The organism is Bradyrhizobium sp. WYCCWR 12699 (assembly GCF_032144035.1).
In the GTDB taxonomy this organism is placed as follows: Bacteria; Pseudomonadota; Alphaproteobacteria; order Rhizobiales; family Xanthobacteraceae; genus Bradyrhizobium.
On sequence record NZ_JAVTJN010000039.1, the window covers coordinates 1,277,414 to 1,296,114 of the forward strand.

18 protein-coding genes are annotated in these 18,701 nt (G+C 64.5%); 7 read left to right on the forward strand and 11 right to left on the reverse strand.

What is annotated here, in order from left to right; translation table 11 throughout:
• Positions 1-170 precede the first annotated feature (170 nt).
• From RPS27_RS36620 to RPS27_RS36630, 3 genes are all read left to right on the forward strand, one after another.
• Positions 171-1,319 carry an amidohydrolase gene (locus RPS27_RS36620; RefSeq protein ID WP_212065426.1) on the forward strand — a complete coding sequence of 383 codons (1,149 nt, stop codon included), beginning with the start codon at positions 171-173 and terminating at the stop codon, positions 1,317-1,319.
• Between the two features lie 100 nt (positions 1,320-1,419).
• Positions 1,420-2,142, forward strand: coding sequence for a DUF72 domain-containing protein (locus tag RPS27_RS36625; protein WP_313755014.1), 723 nt, complete (start codon positions 1,420-1,422; stop codon positions 2,140-2,142).
• An 81-nt stretch (positions 2,143-2,223) separates the two neighbouring features.
• Positions 2,224-3,381, forward strand: a complete 1,158-nt coding sequence (locus RPS27_RS36630; protein WP_249131470.1) for a caspase family protein — start codon at positions 2,224-2,226, stop codon at positions 3,379-3,381.
• Positions 3,382-3,405: 24 nt separating this feature from the next.
• On the opposite strand, the gene RPS27_RS36635 is transcribed toward RPS27_RS36630, so the two are convergent.
• Both RPS27_RS36635 and RPS27_RS36640 read right to left on the reverse strand, forming a co-directional pair.
• Positions 3,406-4,593: a CaiB/BaiF CoA-transferase family protein gene (locus RPS27_RS36635; protein ID WP_212065429.1), complete on the reverse strand. Its 1,188-nt coding sequence runs from the start codon at positions 4,591-4,593 to the stop codon at positions 3,406-3,408.
• Positions 4,594-4,677: 84 nt separating this feature from the next.
• Positions 4,678-6,027, reverse strand: a complete 1,350-nt coding sequence (locus RPS27_RS36640; protein WP_212065430.1) for a ferric reductase-like transmembrane domain-containing protein — start codon at positions 6,025-6,027, stop codon at positions 4,678-4,680.
• 269 nt (positions 6,028-6,296) lie between these two features.
• Here RPS27_RS36640 and RPS27_RS36645 point away from each other — a divergent pair, with 269 nt between their 5' ends.
• Positions 6,297-6,773, forward strand: coding sequence for a hypothetical protein (locus RPS27_RS36645; protein ID WP_313755015.1), 477 nt, complete (start codon positions 6,297-6,299; stop codon positions 6,771-6,773).
• A 98-nt stretch (positions 6,774-6,871) separates the two neighbouring features.
• Here the strand turns inward: RPS27_RS36645 and RPS27_RS36650 are convergent, their stop codons facing one another.
• The 5 genes from RPS27_RS36650 to RPS27_RS36670 are packed head-to-tail and all read right to left on the reverse strand — an operon-like array spanning position 6,872 to position 12,233.
• Complete coding sequence (locus RPS27_RS36650; RefSeq protein WP_212065431.1) at positions 6,872-9,157, reverse strand: heavy metal translocating P-type ATPase; 2,286 nt, start codon at positions 9,155-9,157, stop codon at positions 6,872-6,874.
• A 29-nt stretch (positions 9,158-9,186) separates the two neighbouring features.
• Positions 9,187-9,798: an EF-hand domain-containing protein gene (locus RPS27_RS36655; RefSeq protein ID WP_310473231.1), complete on the reverse strand. Its 612-nt coding sequence runs from the start codon at positions 9,796-9,798 to the stop codon at positions 9,187-9,189.
• Between the two features lie 36 nt (positions 9,799-9,834).
• Positions 9,835-10,029 (reverse strand): DUF2783 domain-containing protein, encoded by a 195-nt coding sequence (locus tag RPS27_RS36660; RefSeq protein WP_194406814.1) that lies wholly within the window; start codon positions 10,027-10,029, stop codon positions 9,835-9,837.
• A complete protein-coding gene (locus tag RPS27_RS36665; protein WP_212065432.1) occupies positions 10,026-11,663 on the reverse strand; it encodes an FAD-dependent oxidoreductase in 1,638 nt (545 codons plus the stop codon). Before RPS27_RS36665 ends, RPS27_RS36660 begins: the two co-directional genes overlap by 4 nt.
• Before the next feature lie 27 nt (positions 11,664-11,690).
• A complete protein-coding gene (locus RPS27_RS36670; RefSeq protein WP_212065433.1) occupies positions 11,691-12,233 on the reverse strand; it encodes a VOC family protein in 543 nt (180 codons plus the stop codon).
• A 123-nt stretch (positions 12,234-12,356) separates the two neighbouring features.
• Here RPS27_RS36670 and RPS27_RS36675 point away from each other — a divergent pair, with 123 nt between their 5' ends.
• Positions 12,357-12,851 (forward strand): MarR family winged helix-turn-helix transcriptional regulator, encoded by a 495-nt coding sequence (locus RPS27_RS36675; RefSeq protein WP_212065434.1) that lies wholly within the window; start codon positions 12,357-12,359, stop codon positions 12,849-12,851.
• Here the strand turns inward: RPS27_RS36675 and RPS27_RS36680 are convergent.
• Positions 12,848-13,387 carry an Lrp/AsnC family transcriptional regulator gene (locus RPS27_RS36680; RefSeq protein ID WP_212065435.1) on the reverse strand — a complete coding sequence of 180 codons (540 nt, stop codon included), beginning with the start codon at positions 13,385-13,387 and terminating at the stop codon, positions 12,848-12,850. The two genes, RPS27_RS36675 and RPS27_RS36680, sit on opposite strands and share 4 nt — an antisense overlap.
• A 139-nt stretch (positions 13,388-13,526) precedes the next feature.
• Here RPS27_RS36680 and hppD point away from each other — a divergent pair, with 139 nt between their 5' ends.
• Positions 13,527-14,630: a 4-hydroxyphenylpyruvate dioxygenase gene (gene hppD / locus RPS27_RS36685; RefSeq protein ID WP_212065436.1), complete on the forward strand. Its 1,104-nt coding sequence runs from the start codon at positions 13,527-13,529 to the stop codon at positions 14,628-14,630.
• A gap of 62 nt (positions 14,631-14,692) precedes the next feature.
• On the forward strand, positions 14,693-15,022 hold the full coding sequence (locus RPS27_RS36690) for a Rieske 2Fe-2S domain-containing protein (protein WP_249131522.1): 330 nt from the start codon (positions 14,693-14,695) through the stop codon (positions 15,020-15,022).
• Between the two features lie 6 nt (positions 15,023-15,028).
• Here RPS27_RS36690 and RPS27_RS36695 read toward each other — a convergent pair whose 3' ends face one another.
• Genes RPS27_RS36695 through hpaE form a run of 3 tightly spaced genes read right to left on the reverse strand, consistent with a single transcriptional unit; the run spans position 15,029 to position 18,460 of the window.
• Complete coding sequence (locus RPS27_RS36695) at positions 15,029-15,898, reverse strand: fumarylacetoacetate hydrolase family protein (protein WP_313755095.1); 870 nt, start codon at positions 15,896-15,898, stop codon at positions 15,029-15,031.
• A 34-nt stretch (positions 15,899-15,932) separates the two neighbouring features.
• Positions 15,933-16,913 (reverse strand): 3,4-dihydroxyphenylacetate 2,3-dioxygenase, encoded by a 981-nt coding sequence (hpaD, locus tag RPS27_RS36700; RefSeq protein ID WP_211417931.1) that lies wholly within the window; start codon positions 16,911-16,913, stop codon positions 15,933-15,935.
• A gap of 29 nt (positions 16,914-16,942) precedes the next feature.
• Positions 16,943-18,460, reverse strand: a complete 1,518-nt coding sequence (gene hpaE, locus RPS27_RS36705) for a 5-carboxymethyl-2-hydroxymuconate semialdehyde dehydrogenase (protein WP_212065437.1) — start codon at positions 18,458-18,460, stop codon at positions 16,943-16,945.
• Between the last annotated feature and the right edge of the window lie 241 nt (positions 18,461-18,701).

Genomic DNA, 18,701 nt, shown 5'->3' on the forward strand with positions numbered 1-18,701 from the left:
CTATAGAGAGAGTGGCGCGATGGATTCCGGGTTCGCGCCGAGAGGCGCGCTCCCGAATGACTTGGGCGCGGTGCGCTTTGCTGCACGCGAGCCATTCCAAGGCGCTTGATGCATGGCGCGGATAATCCGCTATTGTGCCGGCAACCTGCATCTTGCGAGAGACCCCTGCCTTGACACCTGAGCTGCATCAGAAACTGACCGAATGGCGTCGGCACCTTCATGCCCACCCCGAGCTGTCGCTCCAGGAGAAGGAGACCTCCGCCTTCGTGCAGGCGAGGCTCACCGAGCTCGGCATTCCGTTCGAGGCGGGCGTCGGCGGCCACGGCGTCGTCGCGACCTTGACCCGCGGGCATGCACAAAGGCGGGTCGGCCTGCGCGCAGACATGGACGCGCTGCCGATCACCGAGGACACCGGCCTGCCTTACGCCTCCAGGACATCGGGCGTGATGCATGCCTGCGGCCATGACGGACACACCGCCTCGCTGCTCGGCGCCGCCGCGCTGCTCGCCGCCGATCCCAGCTGGAGCGGCACGGTCGATTTCATCTTCCAGCCGGCGGAGGAAGGCTTTGGCGGCTCGCGCGCAATGGTCGCGGCCGGGCTGTTCGACCGATTTCCGATGGAGCGCGTGTTCGGCTTTCACAATTGGCCGGGCCTCACCGCCGGCACCATCGCCGTACATGACGGCGTCGTCATGGCCTCCGGCGGGCGCATCACCATCACCATCGAGGGTCATGCGGGCCACGCCGGCATGCCCCATCTGACGCGCGATCCGGTGATGGCGGCCGGCCATCTCATCGTGGCGCTGCAATCGATCGTCTCCCGCGGCGTCGATCCGCTCGACACCGCCGTGCTCTCGCTCTGCACCATCGACGGCGGCACCGCGCCGAACCAGATCGCCGGACGCGTGACCATCCGCGGCACGCTGCGCTACCATCGCGAGGCGGTCAAGGACGTCATCCTCGCCGGCATCGAACGGACCTGCGCCGGCATTGCGACCAGCTTCGGCGTCAAGGTCACGCCCGACATCGTCTGGGGTGTGGGTGTGGTGGTCAACACGTCCGACGAGGCGGACCTCGCGCGCATCGCCGCGCAGAAGGTGAAGGCGCCCGTGCGGCGCGACCTCGCGCCCAGCATGGCCGGCGAGGATTTTGCCCATTACCTGCAGCAGCGGCCCGGCGCCTTCGTCTGGATCGGCAACGGCGAGTTGCGCGACGGCGCGGAGCTGCACGGCCCGCGCTACGATTTCAACGACGCGATCCTGCCGGTGGCGTCGAGCTGGATGGCGGAAGTGGCCAAGGCGGCGCTGGCGTCGAACTGATCCAGCCGCACGCCGCCACGCCGACAGCAACATATTTCGTGCACGAACGTTGCCCCGGACAAGGCGCGGCCTGCCGCCGCGTCCGAGGGATGACGGATCGATGGCGCGCGTACTGATCGGAACTTCGGGCTGGCACTACGATTCATGGCGCGGCCCGTTCTTCCCTGAAGGCGTGACGCTGAAGCGGCAGCTCAGCTACTACGCCGGACAGTTCGACACGACCGAGCTGAACGGGGTGTTCTATCGCACGCCGACGCCCGAAGCCGTGACGGATTGGCGCAAGCAGACCGGGCGCGATTTCGTCTTCGCCTGGAAGGCGTCGAAATTCATCACGCACTGGAAGCGGCTGTCGGAGCGCTCCGTCAATAGCCTCGCGCTGCTGGAGGACCGCATCTCCAGGCTCGGCGGCAAGGCCGGCCCGATCCTGTTCCAGCTGCCGCCGCAATTCGAGGCGAACGCCGACCGCCTCGCGTCCTTTTTCAAGCTGCTGTCGCGCAGGCGGCGCTACAGCTTCGAATTCCGTCATCCGAGCTGGTACCAGCCGCGCATCCTGCGCATGCTGGCGGACGAGAACATCTCGCTCTGCCTGTCCGACCATGCCGACGCGCCGGCGCCATGGAAGCGCACAGCGGATTTCGTCTATGTGCGCGGGCACGGGCCGAGCGGGCGATATCACGGGCACTATAGCAAGGCCGCGCTGGCGCAATGGGCCAAGCGCATCAAGTCCTGGAAGCGGCAGGGCTGCGACGTCTACGTCTATTTCGACAACGACCAGAAGAGCGCGGCGCCGGCCGACGCGCAGGCGCTGAAGCGATTGTTGTAGCGCAAAGACGCCAGCTCGAGCGGCGCCTGGCCTCTGGACCGGTTGCTGTACCATGGATATCGCTCGAGCAGGCGAGATCCAATGAACCGACGCGAGTTTGTTTCGGGAGTGACCCTCGCAACCGCGTTTGCGGGCCTGGTACCGACCGGCGCCGCGGCGGACGGCAAGCGTGTCGCGCTGGTGATCGGCAACGGCGCCTACCGGAACGTGCCCTCCCTGCTCAATCCGCCGAACGACGCCAGCGACATCGCCGCGGCGCTACAGCGGCTCGGCTTCACGGCCTCCCTGATCACCAACGCAGGCTTCGATGACATGCGCCGCGCCCTGCTCGCATTCGGGCGTGAGGCCGCGGGCGCCGACATGGCGGCCGCGTATTTCGCTGGTCATGGCATGGAGATCAATGGCGAGAACTGGCTGATCCCGATCGACGCAGAGCTGAAGCGGGACACCGACGCGGCCAACGAAGCCATCAGCCTCAGAAGCGTGATGTTGCAGGTGTCCAACACCACGAGCCTTGGCCTCGTCATCCTCGACGCCTGCCGCAACAATCCGTTTGCCGCCAGGATGAACCGCTCGCTCGCGACGCGGGCCCCCCCGAACGCCGGGCTCAGCCGCGTCGAGCCGGCCGGCAATGTTCTCGTGGCGTATGCCGCGAGAGACGGTACCACCGCGCTCGATGGCGACGCGCGCAACAGCCCGTTCGCAACCGCGCTACTGCGCAACATCGAGACTCCGGGTGTCGAGATCACATTCATGTTCCGCAACGTCCGCGACGACGTGATGGAGGCGACCCGCAACGAGCAGCAGCCCTTCGTCTACGGCTCGCTGTCGCGCAAGGCGATCTATCTCGCCGGTCGACCGCCTGACGGCGCGGGGGACACGGCGCCGGTCAGTCCGCTTCCGGCCGCCATCTCCCCGGTTCCAGCGCACGCGCCGACGTCATCGACGATCGATCCGGCGCTGATCGGCACCTGGGAAATCATGGTGCCGAGCCGCCGCGGGCAATCCCGCTGGATCTGGCAGATCATGATCGACGGCACCTACAAGTTCCACGCCGAGCCTCCACGTTTTGCGCGTTCGCACGAGGGGAGGATCACCGCCGCGAATGGCCGCTGGACCCTGCAAGCACTCAGAGGCTTGTCAGGTTACAGCGATGGCGGCGCCTACGAGGTCCACGACGCGCTGGCGACGATCACGGGCAAGCTCGGCACCGGTGCCTGGAAGCGCAGCGCGGACTGACGGCGCGGCCTGGGGCGTCGAGCGCTAGATGATCCCGCCCTGCCGAAGCGCCGCGATCTCGGCGTCGTCGTAGCCGAGCTCTGCGAGGACGAGATCGGTGTGCTCGCCGAGCGTCGGTGGGCGGTGCGCGATTTCGCCCGGCGTTTCCGAGAGCCGGACCGCAGCACGCGTCACCGGTGCCGGCTTCGGCAGGCCCGGATAATCGACATCCTGCATGAAGCCGGCGGCGCGGATGTGCGGATGATCCAGTGCCTGTTGCGGCGAGAGCACGGGCCCGGTCGGAATCATGGCCTGGCCCAAGGCATCGACGGCCTCCTGCGTGGTACGGTCGGCGCACCAGCGCGCCATCCGTTCGCTGATCACCGCGCCGTTGTTGCCGCGGCTGATGTCGTCGGCAAAGCGCGGATCGTTCAGCCACAAATCCTCCTCGCCCATCAGCCGCGCCCAGCGCTTGAACAACGGATGTCCAGTGACCTGGCATAGCACCCAGCCGTCCTTCGTGCGGTAGATGTCGGCGGGCGCCGCGGTCTGGCCGAGATTGCCCGTGGGCACGCGATTGACGTTGATGACGGCCTGCTCGATCAGCGTCGCATTGGTGAAGGACAAAGCGGTTGCGAGCAGTGCGCCCTCGACGATCTGCCCGCGCCCGGATTTGCCGCGCTCGATCAGCGCGGCGAGCGTGCCGAACGCACAATGCAGCGCGGTGCCGAAATCGACCCAGTTCACCGCGGCGCGAAACGGCGGATCGCCTGCGCCCGTCATGTACACCGATCCCGACATGACCTGCCCGACGCCGTCGAAGCCGACCCGGTCGGACCAGGGCCCCGGCCCGCCGAACGCGGTCGCCGTCGTCAGGATGATGTCGGGCTTGATCGCCTTCAAGGAGTCATAGTCGAGCTTCATCGCGCGCAGGGTCTGCGGCGGCAGATTGGCGACGACGACGTCCGCCGTCGCGATCAGGCGGCGCATCACCTCCTGCCCTTCCGGCTTCATCGGATCGAGCGTGACGCACTTCTTGTTGCGGTTGACCTGGAGAAACAGCGCGCCCTCGCCATTTTCGCCGACCGGCGCCACGAAGCGGTCCTCGCTGCCGTCGCGCTTCTCGACGCGAATGACCTCGGCGCCGAACTCGGCCAGCAGCGTCGCGCAATAGGGCCCTGCGATATAGCGCCCGAAATCGAGCACCCGCACGCCCTCCAAGACTCCTCCCATGGATCCCTTCCCAGTTGTTTGGGAGACATTACAGGGACGGGCCGCCAGGGCAAGTTGGGAAGCGGAATGCACATGCGGCTTCCATCATCGCATCGCGAACAGCTCCTGATGAAACCGCAGTTCGACAGGAAAGCCGTGCGCACGGAAGTCTCGCCTGAGCGCCTCCCCGAAAGCCCCCGGACCGCAGAACCAGATGCTCGCCTCGCCCCATTGCGGTACGGCTTCGCGAATGCGGTCGCCGGTCAAGCGGCCATCACGGGCGTCGATGAGAACGTGGAGACGAACATCTGCCGAGCGTGCATCTGCTGCAAGCTTGCCGAGGGCTTCTTCATCCATATCAGCGGTGGTGTGAAAGAGGTCAACCGCCTGCGCGACAGAGCAGCCAGGAACATTCTTCATGGCCGCCTGTTTCATGCGGGCAACGAAGGGCGTGATGCCGATACCGCCGCCGATCCAGATCTGATGCGAGCAATCGTCGTCGAAGGTGAAGCAGCCATAGGGCCCTTCCACCTTCACTTCCTGCCCGACACGGAGCTTCTCCCGCAGCCGGCTGGTGTGGTCGCCGAGTTCCTTGGTGATGAAGATGATCCTGGGGTCTGCGGCGTTCCAGCCGGAGGCTATCGTGTAGGGATGCGCGCCCTCGGAGACGTCGGACGTGGCGAATGCGAACTGGCCCGGCCTATGCCCCGGCCAGCCATGGGGCATCTCGATTTCAGTCTCGATTGTTCTGACGCCGGGATAATATTTGAGCGAGGTGATCCTGCCCTGGACCTGCCGCCGGGCGGCAATGCGCCGCAACAGCGCAACGGCCGCCGCCCATGTTCCGAAGGCAAGCAGCGCCCCAACGATCCAGCCGAGCGGCGACATCCAGTAGCTGAACTTGATCAGCGTGACCGCATGAAAGACCAGAACCAGATAAGCGATGGCGAGGAGCCGATGCGTCTTGTAGAAAAGCCGATAGGGAAACATTTGAATGAGCGCCAAAGCAATCAGCACCACGGCGCCGTAGAACGCCCACTCTCCCAACCCCTCCGCCGGCCCATGAAGGCCGTCGAAGAAGGCCTCGATGGGATTTTCGATGGCGGGCCTCGCGCCCCGCTGTGGTCGGGTCAGCAAGCCCCAACCGACCGCCCATTTCGGACCATTGGCCCAGAGCCAATGGACAACGGCAGTGACAAGGGCTGCGATACCGAGCCATTTGTGCAAGCGGTACATCTTGTCGAGACCGCCCAGCCACGCCTCCGGCCAACGCGGCCGTAGCGCGAGGATCATCGCCATGCTCATGCAACCGATAGCAAGGACGCCGCTCAACTGGACCATCCTCTCGCGAAGTGGGAAGAAGGGGCCCGGGCCAAATGGCTGCGGCTCCGCAACCAGCCACAGCAGGGCGAGAACCGCCAAACTGCCCCAAAAGACCCGTTTGAGCTTCTGCATGACCTTGCCTCACAACATCTCGGCGCCAGCTTGAACTGATCGAGCTGCGTTGCATTGAGCTGACTCAAGCTGCTCGTGATGAGCTCAATCGAAGCAGGCGCTTGGACCATTCCAATTCAGCCAATCGCCCGACGCCGGTCTGATGGCTGAATCCCGACGCCTGCGTCGCGGCGCCGCAGCTCATTCCGCGCGAGACTTTGCTCCAGCGCAAACTCATACCTGCCGCGATCTCCCACCTGAAGGCAAAGAAGCTCTTCGGAGGAAGTCCCGTGATCATCTCAACAAAATCGCTCCCGCTGGCAGCCCTCGCACTCTGTCTCGTCCTAGGGCAGCCTGCTCTCGCCGCCGGACCACACGCGCATGAAGGACCAACCGCGACGGGCCGGCCGGGGCTCGACCACGGCAAGAAGTGGCCGACCGATGATGTCCTGCGCCGCGGCATGAACGACATCGCTCTCGCGATGAGGCAATCGCTGGCACCCATTCACGGCAATGCGTTTACGCCCGCGCAATACGAGGCTCTGGCGGCGCGAATCCAGGCGCAGGTCGATGACGTGGTGGGGAACTGCAAGCTGCCCGAGCAGGCCGACCAGCAACTTCACCTGGTTCTCGAGCAGATCATCGATGGTGCGGCCAATATGAAGACCGGGGCCCGCCGCGATCAAGGAGCCATGAAGATTATGCGGGCGCTCGCTCAATACGGCGAGTATTTTGACCATGCCGGTTGGCAACCGCCGGATCATTGAAATCTCGTGGCAGCCGGCGGCGCCCGCCGCCTTATCCTGCCCGGATGGCGCCGCCATTGCCGCGGAGCCGGCTCCGCAGCATGCGGCACCGCGATCGCCTATGCTGCCACGGCCTCGTAGATATCCTCCTCCTGGGCGGTGTGCATGCGCACCAGCGTTTCGATCGCCTCGATCACGCGCTGAGCGTCTCGAACAAGGTAACGGTCGATCTTCTCTGACGGCAGATCCTCCGCGATCCGGGCGAGTAGCCGCGCGAGATGCAGTATCTCGCGATGCGCACGGCTCATGGCAGAGAGGCCATGACGGTCGCGCAGCACCGCCGTGAGCTTCGGATAGACGCTGTCTTCATCCTCGCGTTCGTGCAGCACGACGCTGCCCTGGACCAGGCGGTGGGCCTCGCCGATCAAGGCAGCGGCGGATTCGGGCACCGCATCGTCCAGGGCATCGACGATCTGGCGCAAGCGGTCGAGATCCCTAAGCAGGGCCTGATGATCGTGATGCAATGTCAGCCCCTGCTCCGCGCTGAGGCGCGGACCAGTCCTGACCAGGGGCGGATTGAGCGCGCGCAGCGCGTTCAGAATGACGGCAACATCGATCACCTCCTGGACGATCGCGGCGGGTACGGGATCGAGCCAGCCAAGGCTGGCAGCGACCATTGCCGCCAACGACAATCCCATCCCGACGAAGATGCTTTGAAGGGCAATGCGCCGCGACCGCTGCGCGATGATGATCGCTTCGCCGACCCGATCCAGCCGATCCGTGAGAATCACCACGTCTGCCGCCTCGGAGGAGGCGCTTGCACCGCGCGCGCCGAGCGCGACCCCGGTGTCAGCCACGGCCAGCGCCGGGGCGTCATTGATGCCGTCGCCGACCATGATGGTCGGATGCAGCCGCTGTTCGCTACGCACCGCCTCGACCTTGTCCGAGGGAACGCGATCGGCCAGCACGGCATCGAGGTCGAGCGCGGCCCCGATGGCCTGCGCCGCGGCGGCGCGATCACCCGTGACCATCACCATGCGCACGATGCCGGCATCGCGCAGCAGCCTGATCGCTCGTGGTGTATCGGCTCGCAATTCGTCGGCCAGCAGCAACGCGCCGATGGGACGGCCGCCCACCGCGACGAAGACGATCAGCGCCGAGCGCCACGAGGCACGACGAATTGCCCGCAACTCCCATGGCGAGAGCTCGGCCCGCGAGAGCAGCATCTCTCGCGAGCCCGCCATAACCTGGCGTCCGTCGATCTGGCCGCTAAGACCGGAACCCATGGTCTCCTTGACATGATCCGGCGGCTTCAGCTTGAGCCCTCGGGCGAGGGCCGCAGCAACGACGGCCTTCGCAAGCACGTGATGCGAAGCTTGCTCGAGCGACGCCCCGAGCGCGAGCACCTCATCCGGATCCTCGCCCGGCGCGACTTCGACGGACAATAACCGCGCCCCGCCGACGGTCAGGGTTCCGGTCTTGTCGAATAGCACCGTGTGCGCACGGGCCAACGCCTCCAGCGCCCTCCCGCCCTTGACCAGGATGCCGCGGCGGGCCGCCTGCGCCACCCCGGCGATAAAGGCCACGGGCGCGGCCAGAATCAAGGGGCAAGGCGTCGCCGCCACCAGCACGGCAAGGCTGCGGGTCACGTCGCCGGAGATGTGCCATGCCACAAAGGCGACGACGAGTGTTACCGGCAGAAAGATCAGCGCATACCGATCGGCCAACCGCACAAAGGGCGCTCTCGCCGTTTGCGCCGCAGTCACCATGCGCACGATGCCCGCGTAGGTACTCTCGCTGGCCGGCGCGGTCACGGTCAGCTGGAAGGTCTCGCCCACATTCAGAGAGCCGGAGAGAACGGCGCTTCCGCGCGTCTTCTCCACCGGAATCGGTTCGCCGGTAACCGCGGACTCGTCGATCGTGGCAAAAGCCGACGCAACGACACCGTCGACCGGCACGATCTCGCCGGCCTGCACCAGAAGCTCTTCGCCGACCGCGACGTCCTCGATCGGAACATCCTCAATCCGGTCACAGGATTTGCGATGGACCTGCCGCGGCGCCCGATCAACCAGGGATCGCAGATCATGCTCCGCCCGCGCGATCGCGATCTCCTCCAGCACGTTGCCACCGGAGTACATCAGCGCGACCACAGCCCCTGCGAGCGGCTGCCCGAGCGCCAACGCCGCACTCATCGAGAGCAGAGCGATCGCGTCCACTCCGACGCGGCCTCTCAGCAGATCCTGGATGATCGAGACCGCCAATCCTGCAATCACGGGCGCGGTGCCGAGCGACCACGCGACCTCGGCCAGATCAGGTCGGCCCGCGGCCCGCGCGAGAATGCCGGCAGTCAATCCGGCGATTGCGATCGCAACCAGAGCCCATCGCAGGACCCGATCAAACGACATGGCCTGGCGCGCCTGCCCTTCGGTTCGGCTCACTGCTGTGGCGCGACGTGGCTCTTGTTCCTGTGCATGAACGCCATCATCTCCTCAAAGGTGAGCTTTCCGTCCTTGTCGCGATCCATTGCCTTGAAAATTCGCTCGTGAGCGACCTGAAACTCCGGCAACGAGACGTTTCCGTCGCCATCGGCATCCATCAGCGCGAAGATGATGCGGAAGACGACCGGCGACTGCACGGCATCACCGCCTGTCGCGCCATGCCCCTTCATTCCTTGTCCCATCATTCCCATCATATCTCCACCGCGCATCGAGCCTTGCCGCTCGGCGGACGGATTTGCAGGAGAACTCGACTGCGGCGACGCCGGCGCCTGGTCCTGTCCTGGATGATGGCTCTGATGGTCCGCCGGCGATTGAGCCAAAGCTGGCTGGCTCAGGACGGCGAACAGCAACGCTGCGGCAACGGTTCGGCCTACCATGGGGCTTCCTCCGACCTTGGTGTGGCCTGAGAGGATGGCGAACTTCGCCGAGCTCACCTTGAGCCAAGTCAAGAAGAGGTGCCCCCGTGGCTTTTCGACGCGAGCGACCTCGGCGCCGCATTCAGCCGGCGAGATCGCGCGACAGGAACCCGGCGCCGCCTGCGGCTTCATACCACCTCTTGCCTCGATGCGGCCGGCGTCCGCGACCTAGCCGCCGCCTCTGCGGGCGCAGCCGATCGCCTCCGTCAGCACCTTGCGGTCGCCGATGTGATTGGCGAGCAACAGGACCAGGCGGGCGTTCATGCGCAGGGCCTGCTCCTCGTCGAGATCGCGCTGGCTGTTGATCAGCTCGGCGTAGAAATCGTCGGGGTCGGCGATGTTCGGCGACAGATTCAGCGTCATGCGGCAAGCTCCGTCCGGTCGGCGGTGTCGTGGCCGGCGGCACGCAACAGCGCTTGGGTGATCTCCGCCTCGTCGAATCCGCTCCAGCGCGCGGCAACATATTGATCCGGGCGGAACAGATAAGTGGTCCCGGGCGAAGCGCCGTAGCGCTGCGCAAGGAGACCTGTGGGGTCCTCGATGTCACGGCCGACGAGAATGAGTTTTGCCGCGAACGGCCCCGCCGCAATCTCGGTCTTGTCGCTCACCTTGCCGAAGGCCACGACCGTGAAGCCATCGCCGAGACAATGCAGGAACCAGGCAGGCTTGCCGTCCACCGCAATCGGCGCATCCGCCGCATTGGTGCCGGGCCGCATGCCGCCCGGCACCGCGTCGTGGTCGGGAGTATTGAGCACTGATGTCACATAAGGGGTCGGCGTCGAAAGCCGGCCGCTGTTGACCAGCGGTCGCGCAAAACCGTGATGCCGGGCGAGCTCGAGCACGGCGTCGCGGAAATAGCGGCTCGATTTCGTCTTCGGGGTGATGAAGTCGGTGGCCCGCGTCGAGTTCAGGATGTTGTCGTCCGCGGCATAGGCACGCTCCTCGTGATAGCTGTCGAGGAGGGCCTCCGAGGCTTCGCCGCGCAGCACCATCGCGAGCTTCCAGGCGAGATTGTCGACATCCTGGACGCCGGTATTGGCGCCGCGCGCGCCGAACGGCGAGACCTGATGCGCGGCGTCGCCGGCGAACAGCACCCTGCCCTGCCGGAAATTGTCGATGCGCCGGCAGGCGAACTGATAGATCGAGATCCATTCGAGCGTGAATTCGGTGTGCTCGCCGAGCATCGCGCGGATGCGCGGGATCACCCGCTCCGGCCGCTTTTCCTCATCGGGATCGGCCTCCCAGCCGAGCTGGAAGTCGATCCGCCAGATGTTGCCGGCCTGCCGATGCAGCAGCACGGACTGGCCAGGATGGAACGGCGGATCGAACCAGAACCAGCGCTCGGTCGGGAAATCCGCTTTCATCGCGACGTCGGCGATCAGGAAGCGATCCTGGAAGAACTGACCGGTGAACTCGGCGCCCACCATCTTGCGCACGTCGGAATTGGCCCCGTCACAGGCGATCACCCATTGCGCCTCCATGGTGAAGATGCCGTCGGGCGTTTCCACCGCCAAGGTCGCATGGTCGGCGGCCTGCTTGAGGCTGATGAGACGGTGCTTCCAGCGCAGCTCGATCAGCGGATTGGCCCTGCATTGGGCCACCAGCATCTCTTCCAGATGATATTGCTGCAGATTGATCATGGCCGGCCATTGATGGTCGGCCTCGGGCAGCAGATCGAACTGGTAGGACAGCTCGTCCCGGAAGAAGACCTTGCCGACATTCCAGCTGACGCCGCGCTCGACCATGGGCGCGGCGCAACCGAGACGGTCCCATATCTCGAGCGGACGCTTGGCGTAACAGACCGCGCGCGAGCCGATCGAGACGGTGTCGTTGTCATCGAGCACCACGACCGGCTGGCCGCGTGCCGCGCAGTCCAGCGCAGCGGTCAGGCCGATGGGACCTGCACCGATCACCACGATCGGATGCCGCTTCACGATCCCCTCGGCCTGCTCCTGGGAACGCCGATAGCCGAACTTCGGATAGATGTAGCTCGTCATGTTCGCTTCCTGATGCACGGCCGGAGATCAATGCGCGTCCGCGAATTCCTTCTCGTGCATCCAGGCGGTGTGGCGCGGCGGACGCTTGGTGCGCGACCATTCCTCGACCATCTCATGCGCGACCGACTTCATGCGGTCGATCTGATCGGGCGTGGCCGTCCAGGCCGCGATCTCCAGGCGATGGCCGCTGGGATCGCGGAAATAGATCGACTTGAAGATGGTGTGGTCGGTGACGCCGACGACGTCGAGGCCGGCGGCCTCCGCGCGCGCTTTGGCCTCTTCGAGCTCGGCGAGGTCCTTGACCTGGAAGGCGATGTGCTGGGTCCACTCCGGCGTATTGGGATCGCGGCCCATCGGCGGCGAGTTCGGCAGCTCGAAGAAGGCGAGGATGTTGCCGTTCCCGGCATCGAGGAAGATGTGCATGTAGGGATCGGGCGCCTTGGTCGAAGGCACGCGGTCCTCGGCTATGGCGCCGAGCAGATCCATGTTCATGACCTTCTTGTAGAACTCGACGGTGGCCTTGGCGTCGACGCAGCGATAGGCGACGTGATGGATCTTCTCGATCTTCATGATTTCGCTCCCTGGATTTGCGGTTGCGAAATTCGTATCAGATGTTACTATTTCCTGGATTTGATCTGGATCAATCGGCCCGGAAGAATCTGCCTGTGGACCTAAAGGCGCGGAAACGGCGAGATGGGACGTTCGGGTGAAGCACGAGGCCGGGCCGCAGCCGCCGACCGTGTCACGGCGCCGGATGGCGGCGAGCTCGATCTGCAGCGATATTTTCCGTACCGGCTGGCGCGCCTCGCCGAGCAGGTGTCGCTCGCCGTTGCCGAGGTCTATTCCGAGCGTTTTGCGCTGACGCGGCAGGAATGGCGCGTGATTGCGATCCTCGGCGGACGGGCGGAGATTGCGACCAAGGAGATCGGCCCGCTGACGACGCTCGACAAGATGCAAGTCAGCCGCGCCGTGCAGGCCCTGGAAGCGCGCGGCATCGCCAGCCGCAAGCATCATCCGGACGATCGGCGTGAGCTGATCGTCTCACTGACCTCGGCCGGCCGCACGCTCTATCGCAAGATCGTGCCCTTCGCGCTGGCGCGGGAGACGGAATTGCTCGGGGTGCTCACCGCCGAAGAAGTGAAAGTGCTCGACCGGGTGATGCACAAGCTGTCGGCAGCGCTCAGCTAGCTGGACCGTCTAGATCGCTGTGATGAACCTTTCCTGCGCGACCTGGAGCCCTCCGCCGCACGCGTCTCGGCTGGGATCAGGTGCCCAAGCGGCAATTGGGAGGTTTGCTTCAAGCGATCGAGAACGATGGACGAGCGCACATGCGCGACGCTGTCGTGCGGCAGAAACACCTCGTTGAGCAGCCGCGAGAGCGCCTTCAGATCGGTGATCGTCGCCTTGACGAGGTAGTCCGCTTCGCCCGTGAGCGCATAGGCCTCCTGCACTTCCTCCAAGCTCTCGATCAGCTTGAGGAAACGCCGCGAATTGTCCGGCGAGTGGGTCGCAAGCGTCACCTGCACGAAGACCACGATGCCGAGCCCGAGCGCTTCGCGATCGAGATGGGCGTGGTAGCTCGCAATCGCGCCGGTATCTTCGAGCGCGGCGCGGCGGCGTGAGCATTGCGATGCCGATAAACCCACGATGTCGGCGAGCTCGAAATTCGACAGACGTCCATCGGATTGAAGCGCCTGCAGCAATTTGACGTCGAACTGATCCATGCGTGATCCTTGCGCGAAACTACAAATACACGCATGTTTCACGCATAGCTGGGCTTTGTCGAGCGGATTTTGCGGAGATCGTGCAGCCGGGCGGCAGTATATTTCGTGTCGGAACAGATCCCATTCCAGGAGCGCGACATTGGGCCCCTTCCCTCACGATGCCCCACCCGCCACCATTTCGGCAATCAACCCGGCCGGCACCGATGGCTTCGAGTTCGTCGAGTTCGCCCATCCGGAGCCGCAGAAGCTCGCCAAGCTCTTCGAGCAGATGGGCTACACGGAAGTTGCCCGGCACAAGACCAAGGACATCTCCCTTTGGCGCCAGGGAAAGATCAATTACGTCCTGAACCGGGAACCGAACTCCCATGCCGCGCGCTTCGTCGCAGAGCACGGCCCTTGCGCGCCGGCGATGGCCTGGCGCGTCGTCGACGCCAAACATGCGCTGAAGCGCGTCCTCGAGCTCGGCGGCACCGAATATACCGGCAACGACAAGTCGCTCGACGTGCCGGCCGTCGTCGGCATCGGCGGATCCCTGCTGTACCTGGTCGAGACCTACGGCGCGAAGGGCTCGCCCTATTCCGCCGAGTATGACTGGACCGGTGAGGTCGATCCGGCTCCGAAGGGCGTTGGGTTCTACTATCTCGATCACCTCACGCACAACGTCATGCGCGGAAACATGGACACCTGGTACAAGTTCTACAGCCAGACGTTCAATTTCCGCGAGATCCGCTACTTCGACATTTCTGGCAAGCTGACCGGCCTGACCTCGCGCGCCCTGACGTCGCCCTGCGGCAAGATCCGAATCCCGATCAACGAGAGCGCCGACGACAAGAGCCAGATCGAAGAATATCTGCGCCAGTACAAGGGCGAAGGCATCCAGCACATCGCCGTCGGCACCGACGACATCTATGCGGCGACCGACGCTATCGGCGGCCGCGGGCTCGAATTCATGCCGGGCCCGCCCTCGATCTATTACGACAAATCGTTCGACCGCGTGAAGGGCCACACCGAGCCGCTCGATCGCATGCGCAAGCACGGAATCCTGATCGACGGCGAAGGTGTCGTCAATGGCGGGGCGACCCGCATCCTGCTCCAGATCTTCTCCAAGACCGTGATCGGCCCGATCTTCTTCGAGTTCATCCAGAGGAAGGGCGATGACGGTTTTGGCGAGGGCAATTTCAAGGCCCTGTTCGAGAGCATCGAGGCCGACCAGATTCAGCGCGGCGTGCTTAAGGCGTCCTGAGGGAGGCAGCCATATCTGACGCATGGAAGAGCTATCGCGGCGCTCCAGCCGAAGGCGCAATCCTGTGCGAGGCCGTTGACATCGACGAAGGAAGCCTCAAATCCATCAAGTTCGGCCCGGCTGATTTTCCGGTCCTGATCGTGAGGTCGGCGGGCACTTTGGTGGCCTATGTCAACGCATGTCCCCACCAGTACCTGCCGCTCGATCATCGCGGCTCCAACGTGCTGAGCGCGGACGGCGCGGTGCTTCGGTGCACCAATCACAGCGCTGGATTCCGCGTTCGGGACGGCGTTGGCGTCGAAGGACTCGGCCAGGATTGCGTGCTCGATGCCATTCCGATCGTCGTGGACGACGAGGGCCGCATTCGCGTGCGTGCCGCCTCGCCGACGTAATAGGGATCACGCCTCATCCGCGACCGTGTTGCGGAGCACGCCGATGCCCTCCGCCTCCACCTCGACGACGTCGCCGGGCTTGAGCCAGATCGGCGGATCGAAACGCGCGCCCGCACCCGTCGGCGTACCCGTCACGATGACATCGCCGGGAACCAGGGTCGTGAACGTCGAGATGTAGTTGATGATCTTGCGGAAGGAGAAGATCATCCGGCTGGTGCCGTCCTGCTGGCGGACTTCACCGTTGACCCGGGTTTCCAGCCTGATGTCGGCAAGCTGGCTCTCATCGGTATAGGGGACAAGCCAGGGTCCGATCGAACCGGTACCGTCAAAGTTCTTGCCCTGCGTCACGTTGAACTTGGCGTGCCGGACCCAATCGCGGATGGTGCCTTCGTTGCATAGCGACAGCGCGGCGATATGGTCGAGCGCCGCGGCTTGCGCAATCCTGCGACCGCCCTTGCCGATCACGATGACGATCTCGCCTTCGTAATCGAGTTGCGGGCTCTCGGGGGGACGCAACAGGGCTTGTTCATGGCCCGTGAACGAGCGCGGAAAGCGGATGAAGAGCGAGGGATTCGAGGGGGCCGCCTGCCCGTCTTTGTATTCCTCGTTGCGGTCGGGAAAGTTGACGCCGACGCAGATGATCTTTTCCGGTGCCGGCACCGGAATTTCATAGCGGATGTCCTCGACCGGAAAATCCGCCGACAGCGCGGCGCTCTCTTCGGCCAGGGACTGCAACGCGCCGTCTTCGATCACTTCACGCAAAGAGGACCAGCGCTTGCCGTGACGCCGGGACAGATCGATGACACCGCGATCCACCAGCAAGCCATAGCCGAGCGAGCCGTTGCGGGTGAAGCTGATGAACCTCGGACGAGACATGCGTGGCCTTTCTTCTACTTTGTTCTCGCCTCGATCAGGGGGCGATGATCGGCTGGGCCGCCAGCTCGGCGTCGCGCGGCGCAACTCCGGCGAAGAGGCTGCCGTGCTCGAACCAGGATTTCGGCGCGGGCGCTCCCCACAGCGTCTGACGCTGCGGATCCTTCAGGTCCCATTTGATCGGCTCGAGATCGGGATCGACCGTCTGGTAGTCCGAGCAGTAGATTTCGATGCGGTGACCGTCGGGATCGAGGATGTAGAGGAAGAAGGCATTGGAGATGCCGTGGCGGCCGGGACCACGTTCGATGTTGGACACCCACCCCGTCGTTGCCATGAGGTCGAGCAGATCGATGATGTTGAGCGGGGTCGGCACCCAGAATGCCGTGTGGTGCAGGCGCGGGCCGCGGCCATTGGTGAATGCCAAGTCGTGAACGCCGCCTTTGCGGTGGGTCCAGGCGGCCCATAAGCGTCCGGTCTCCTCATCCGCCGTGTACTCCGTCACGCGGAAGCCGATCTCGTTGTAGAAGGCGACGGATTCATCGACGTTCGGCGAGAAGCAATTGAAGTGGTCGATGCGGAGCGGCTTCACGCCCTTGTAGAGGGCGTATTTCTGATGGATGGGCGGCAGCCGGTCCATCTTGGAATAGAACTCGAGCGGAATGCCGTGGGGATCGCGGGTGCGGAACGTGCGCGATTGATAGGGACGCTCCACCCATTCGACCGGCAAATCCTTGCTCTTGAAGAAGTGGACAGCCTTGTCGAGGTCTTCTTCGCCGAACAATTTGAAGCCGAGATCGCGGGCCTCGATCTTGTCGGACTTCCTCAGCACGATGCAATGGTGCCCGCGCTCTTCCATCGCGCGAAGGTAGATCGCATCGGAGCTTTCGTCGGTCACCTGCAAGCCGAGCGTGTCGACATAGAACGCGCGGGACCTGGCAAGATCGCTCACGCCAAATTCGACGTGACTGAGACGCACGATATTGAACGGCGGATAAAGGTTAGGCGTCGGCAATGCCATGATGTCCTCCTTGATCTGCTGCGGACCGCTTAGCCGCCCAATTTCTGGATGTTATGCGCCTTGGTCGCAAACGCCACGTTCTTCGTCTCCATATAGAAATCGAACGACCAATCTCCACCGTCGCGTCCGATACCGGAGCTCTTCACGCCGCCGAACGGCGTCGGCAGATGGCGCACATTCTCCGAATTGACCCAGATCATGCCGGCCTGCAGCCGGTCGGTGAAGCGGAAGGCGCGCGTGACGTCCGATGTCCAGAGATAGCCGGTGAGGCCATACTGGACGTCGTTGGCGAGCGCGAGCGCCTCGGCTTCGTCCTTGAACGGAATCGCGGTCAGGACGGGGCCGAAGATCTCCTCCTGTGCGATGCGCATTTGGTTGTTGGCGCCGGTAAAGAGCGTCGGGGCGACGTAGCAGCCGCCGCCGGGACCATCGACCTTGCGGCCGCCGGTAGCAATCGTCGCGCCCTCCGACCTGCCGATCTCGAAATAGCCGAGCACCTTCTTCTCGTGGACCGGGTGGATCAGCGGACCGATGACGGTCTCGGGATCGAGCGGATGCCCGACCTTGATCCGGCCGGCCTTCTCCGCAACCATCGCCGTGAACTTGTCATGGATGCTCGCCTCGACGAGCAGGCGCGAGGACGAGGTGCAGCGCTCGCCATTGAGCGAGTAGATCATGAACACCGCCGCGTCCGCGGCACGATCGAGATCGGCATCGGCGAACACGATCACCGGGTTCTTGCCGCCGAGCTCGAAGTGAACACGCTTCAAGGTATCGGCGCCCTGCTTCATGATCATCGAGCCGGTGCGGCCCTCCCCGACGAAGCCGATCGCCTTGACGAGCGGGTGCTCGGTCAGCGCCTTGCCGGCGTCCTCGCCAAGACCGTTGACGAGATTCCAGACGCCCTTGGGCAGGCCGGCCTCTTCCGCGATCTCGACCAGGAGACGCGCGGTCAGCGGCGAAAATTCGGCCGGCTTGTGAACGATGGTGCAGCCGGCCGCAAGCGCCGGCGCGATCTTCCACGTCGACAGCATGAAGGGCGTATTCCAGGGCGTGATGATGCCCACCGGACCGATCGGCACGCGGGTGGTCATGTTGACCTGGCCGTCGGTGCGAAGCGTCTTGCCATCGCGCGCCTCGGGCGCGCGGTCGGCGTAGAAGCGGAAATTCTCGGCGCCCCGCAGCGCGGCCTTGGCCATGAATTTCAGGGACTGCCCGGTATCCATGCATTCGACGAAGGCAATTTCCTCGGCGCGGGCGACGATGGCATCGGCAACTTTGTGCAGGAGCGCTTTCCGGGCTTCCCCAGATGTCTCGGCCCATTGCGGAAAGGCTGCGTGCGCGGCCTTCGCGGCCCGGTCGATATCCGCGGCCTTGCCATGCGCCACCTTGGCAAGCGGCTTCAGATCGACAGGAGAGATCGTTTCGAACGTCGCGCCGTCGGCAGCCGGGACGTCATCGCCGCCGATCCGGTTCAGCACGCCCTTCTCCTTGAAGCGAGCAAGGTGGCGCTCCGCCTTGTCGATGTTTTCCTGAAGCTTGGACATGACGGTTCACTCCCTTTCTGCCGGACCGCATGTGGGCAGCGACCCGCTGTTTGTTTTCGCAAAGCCAGTGACGAACGGCATCGCCCCTGCCGACGGCCTCAAGCCGGGGCGTCATTCGATATATTTAACATGTTAAGTATTCCGACCCGTGTCAAGCGCTTTCGCGCCCCGAGCGCGCACCTGGCTCGTGAGGTTCCACGACCGAACGCCCGGATCTTACCGACATCGTCGGGAAGTCCCA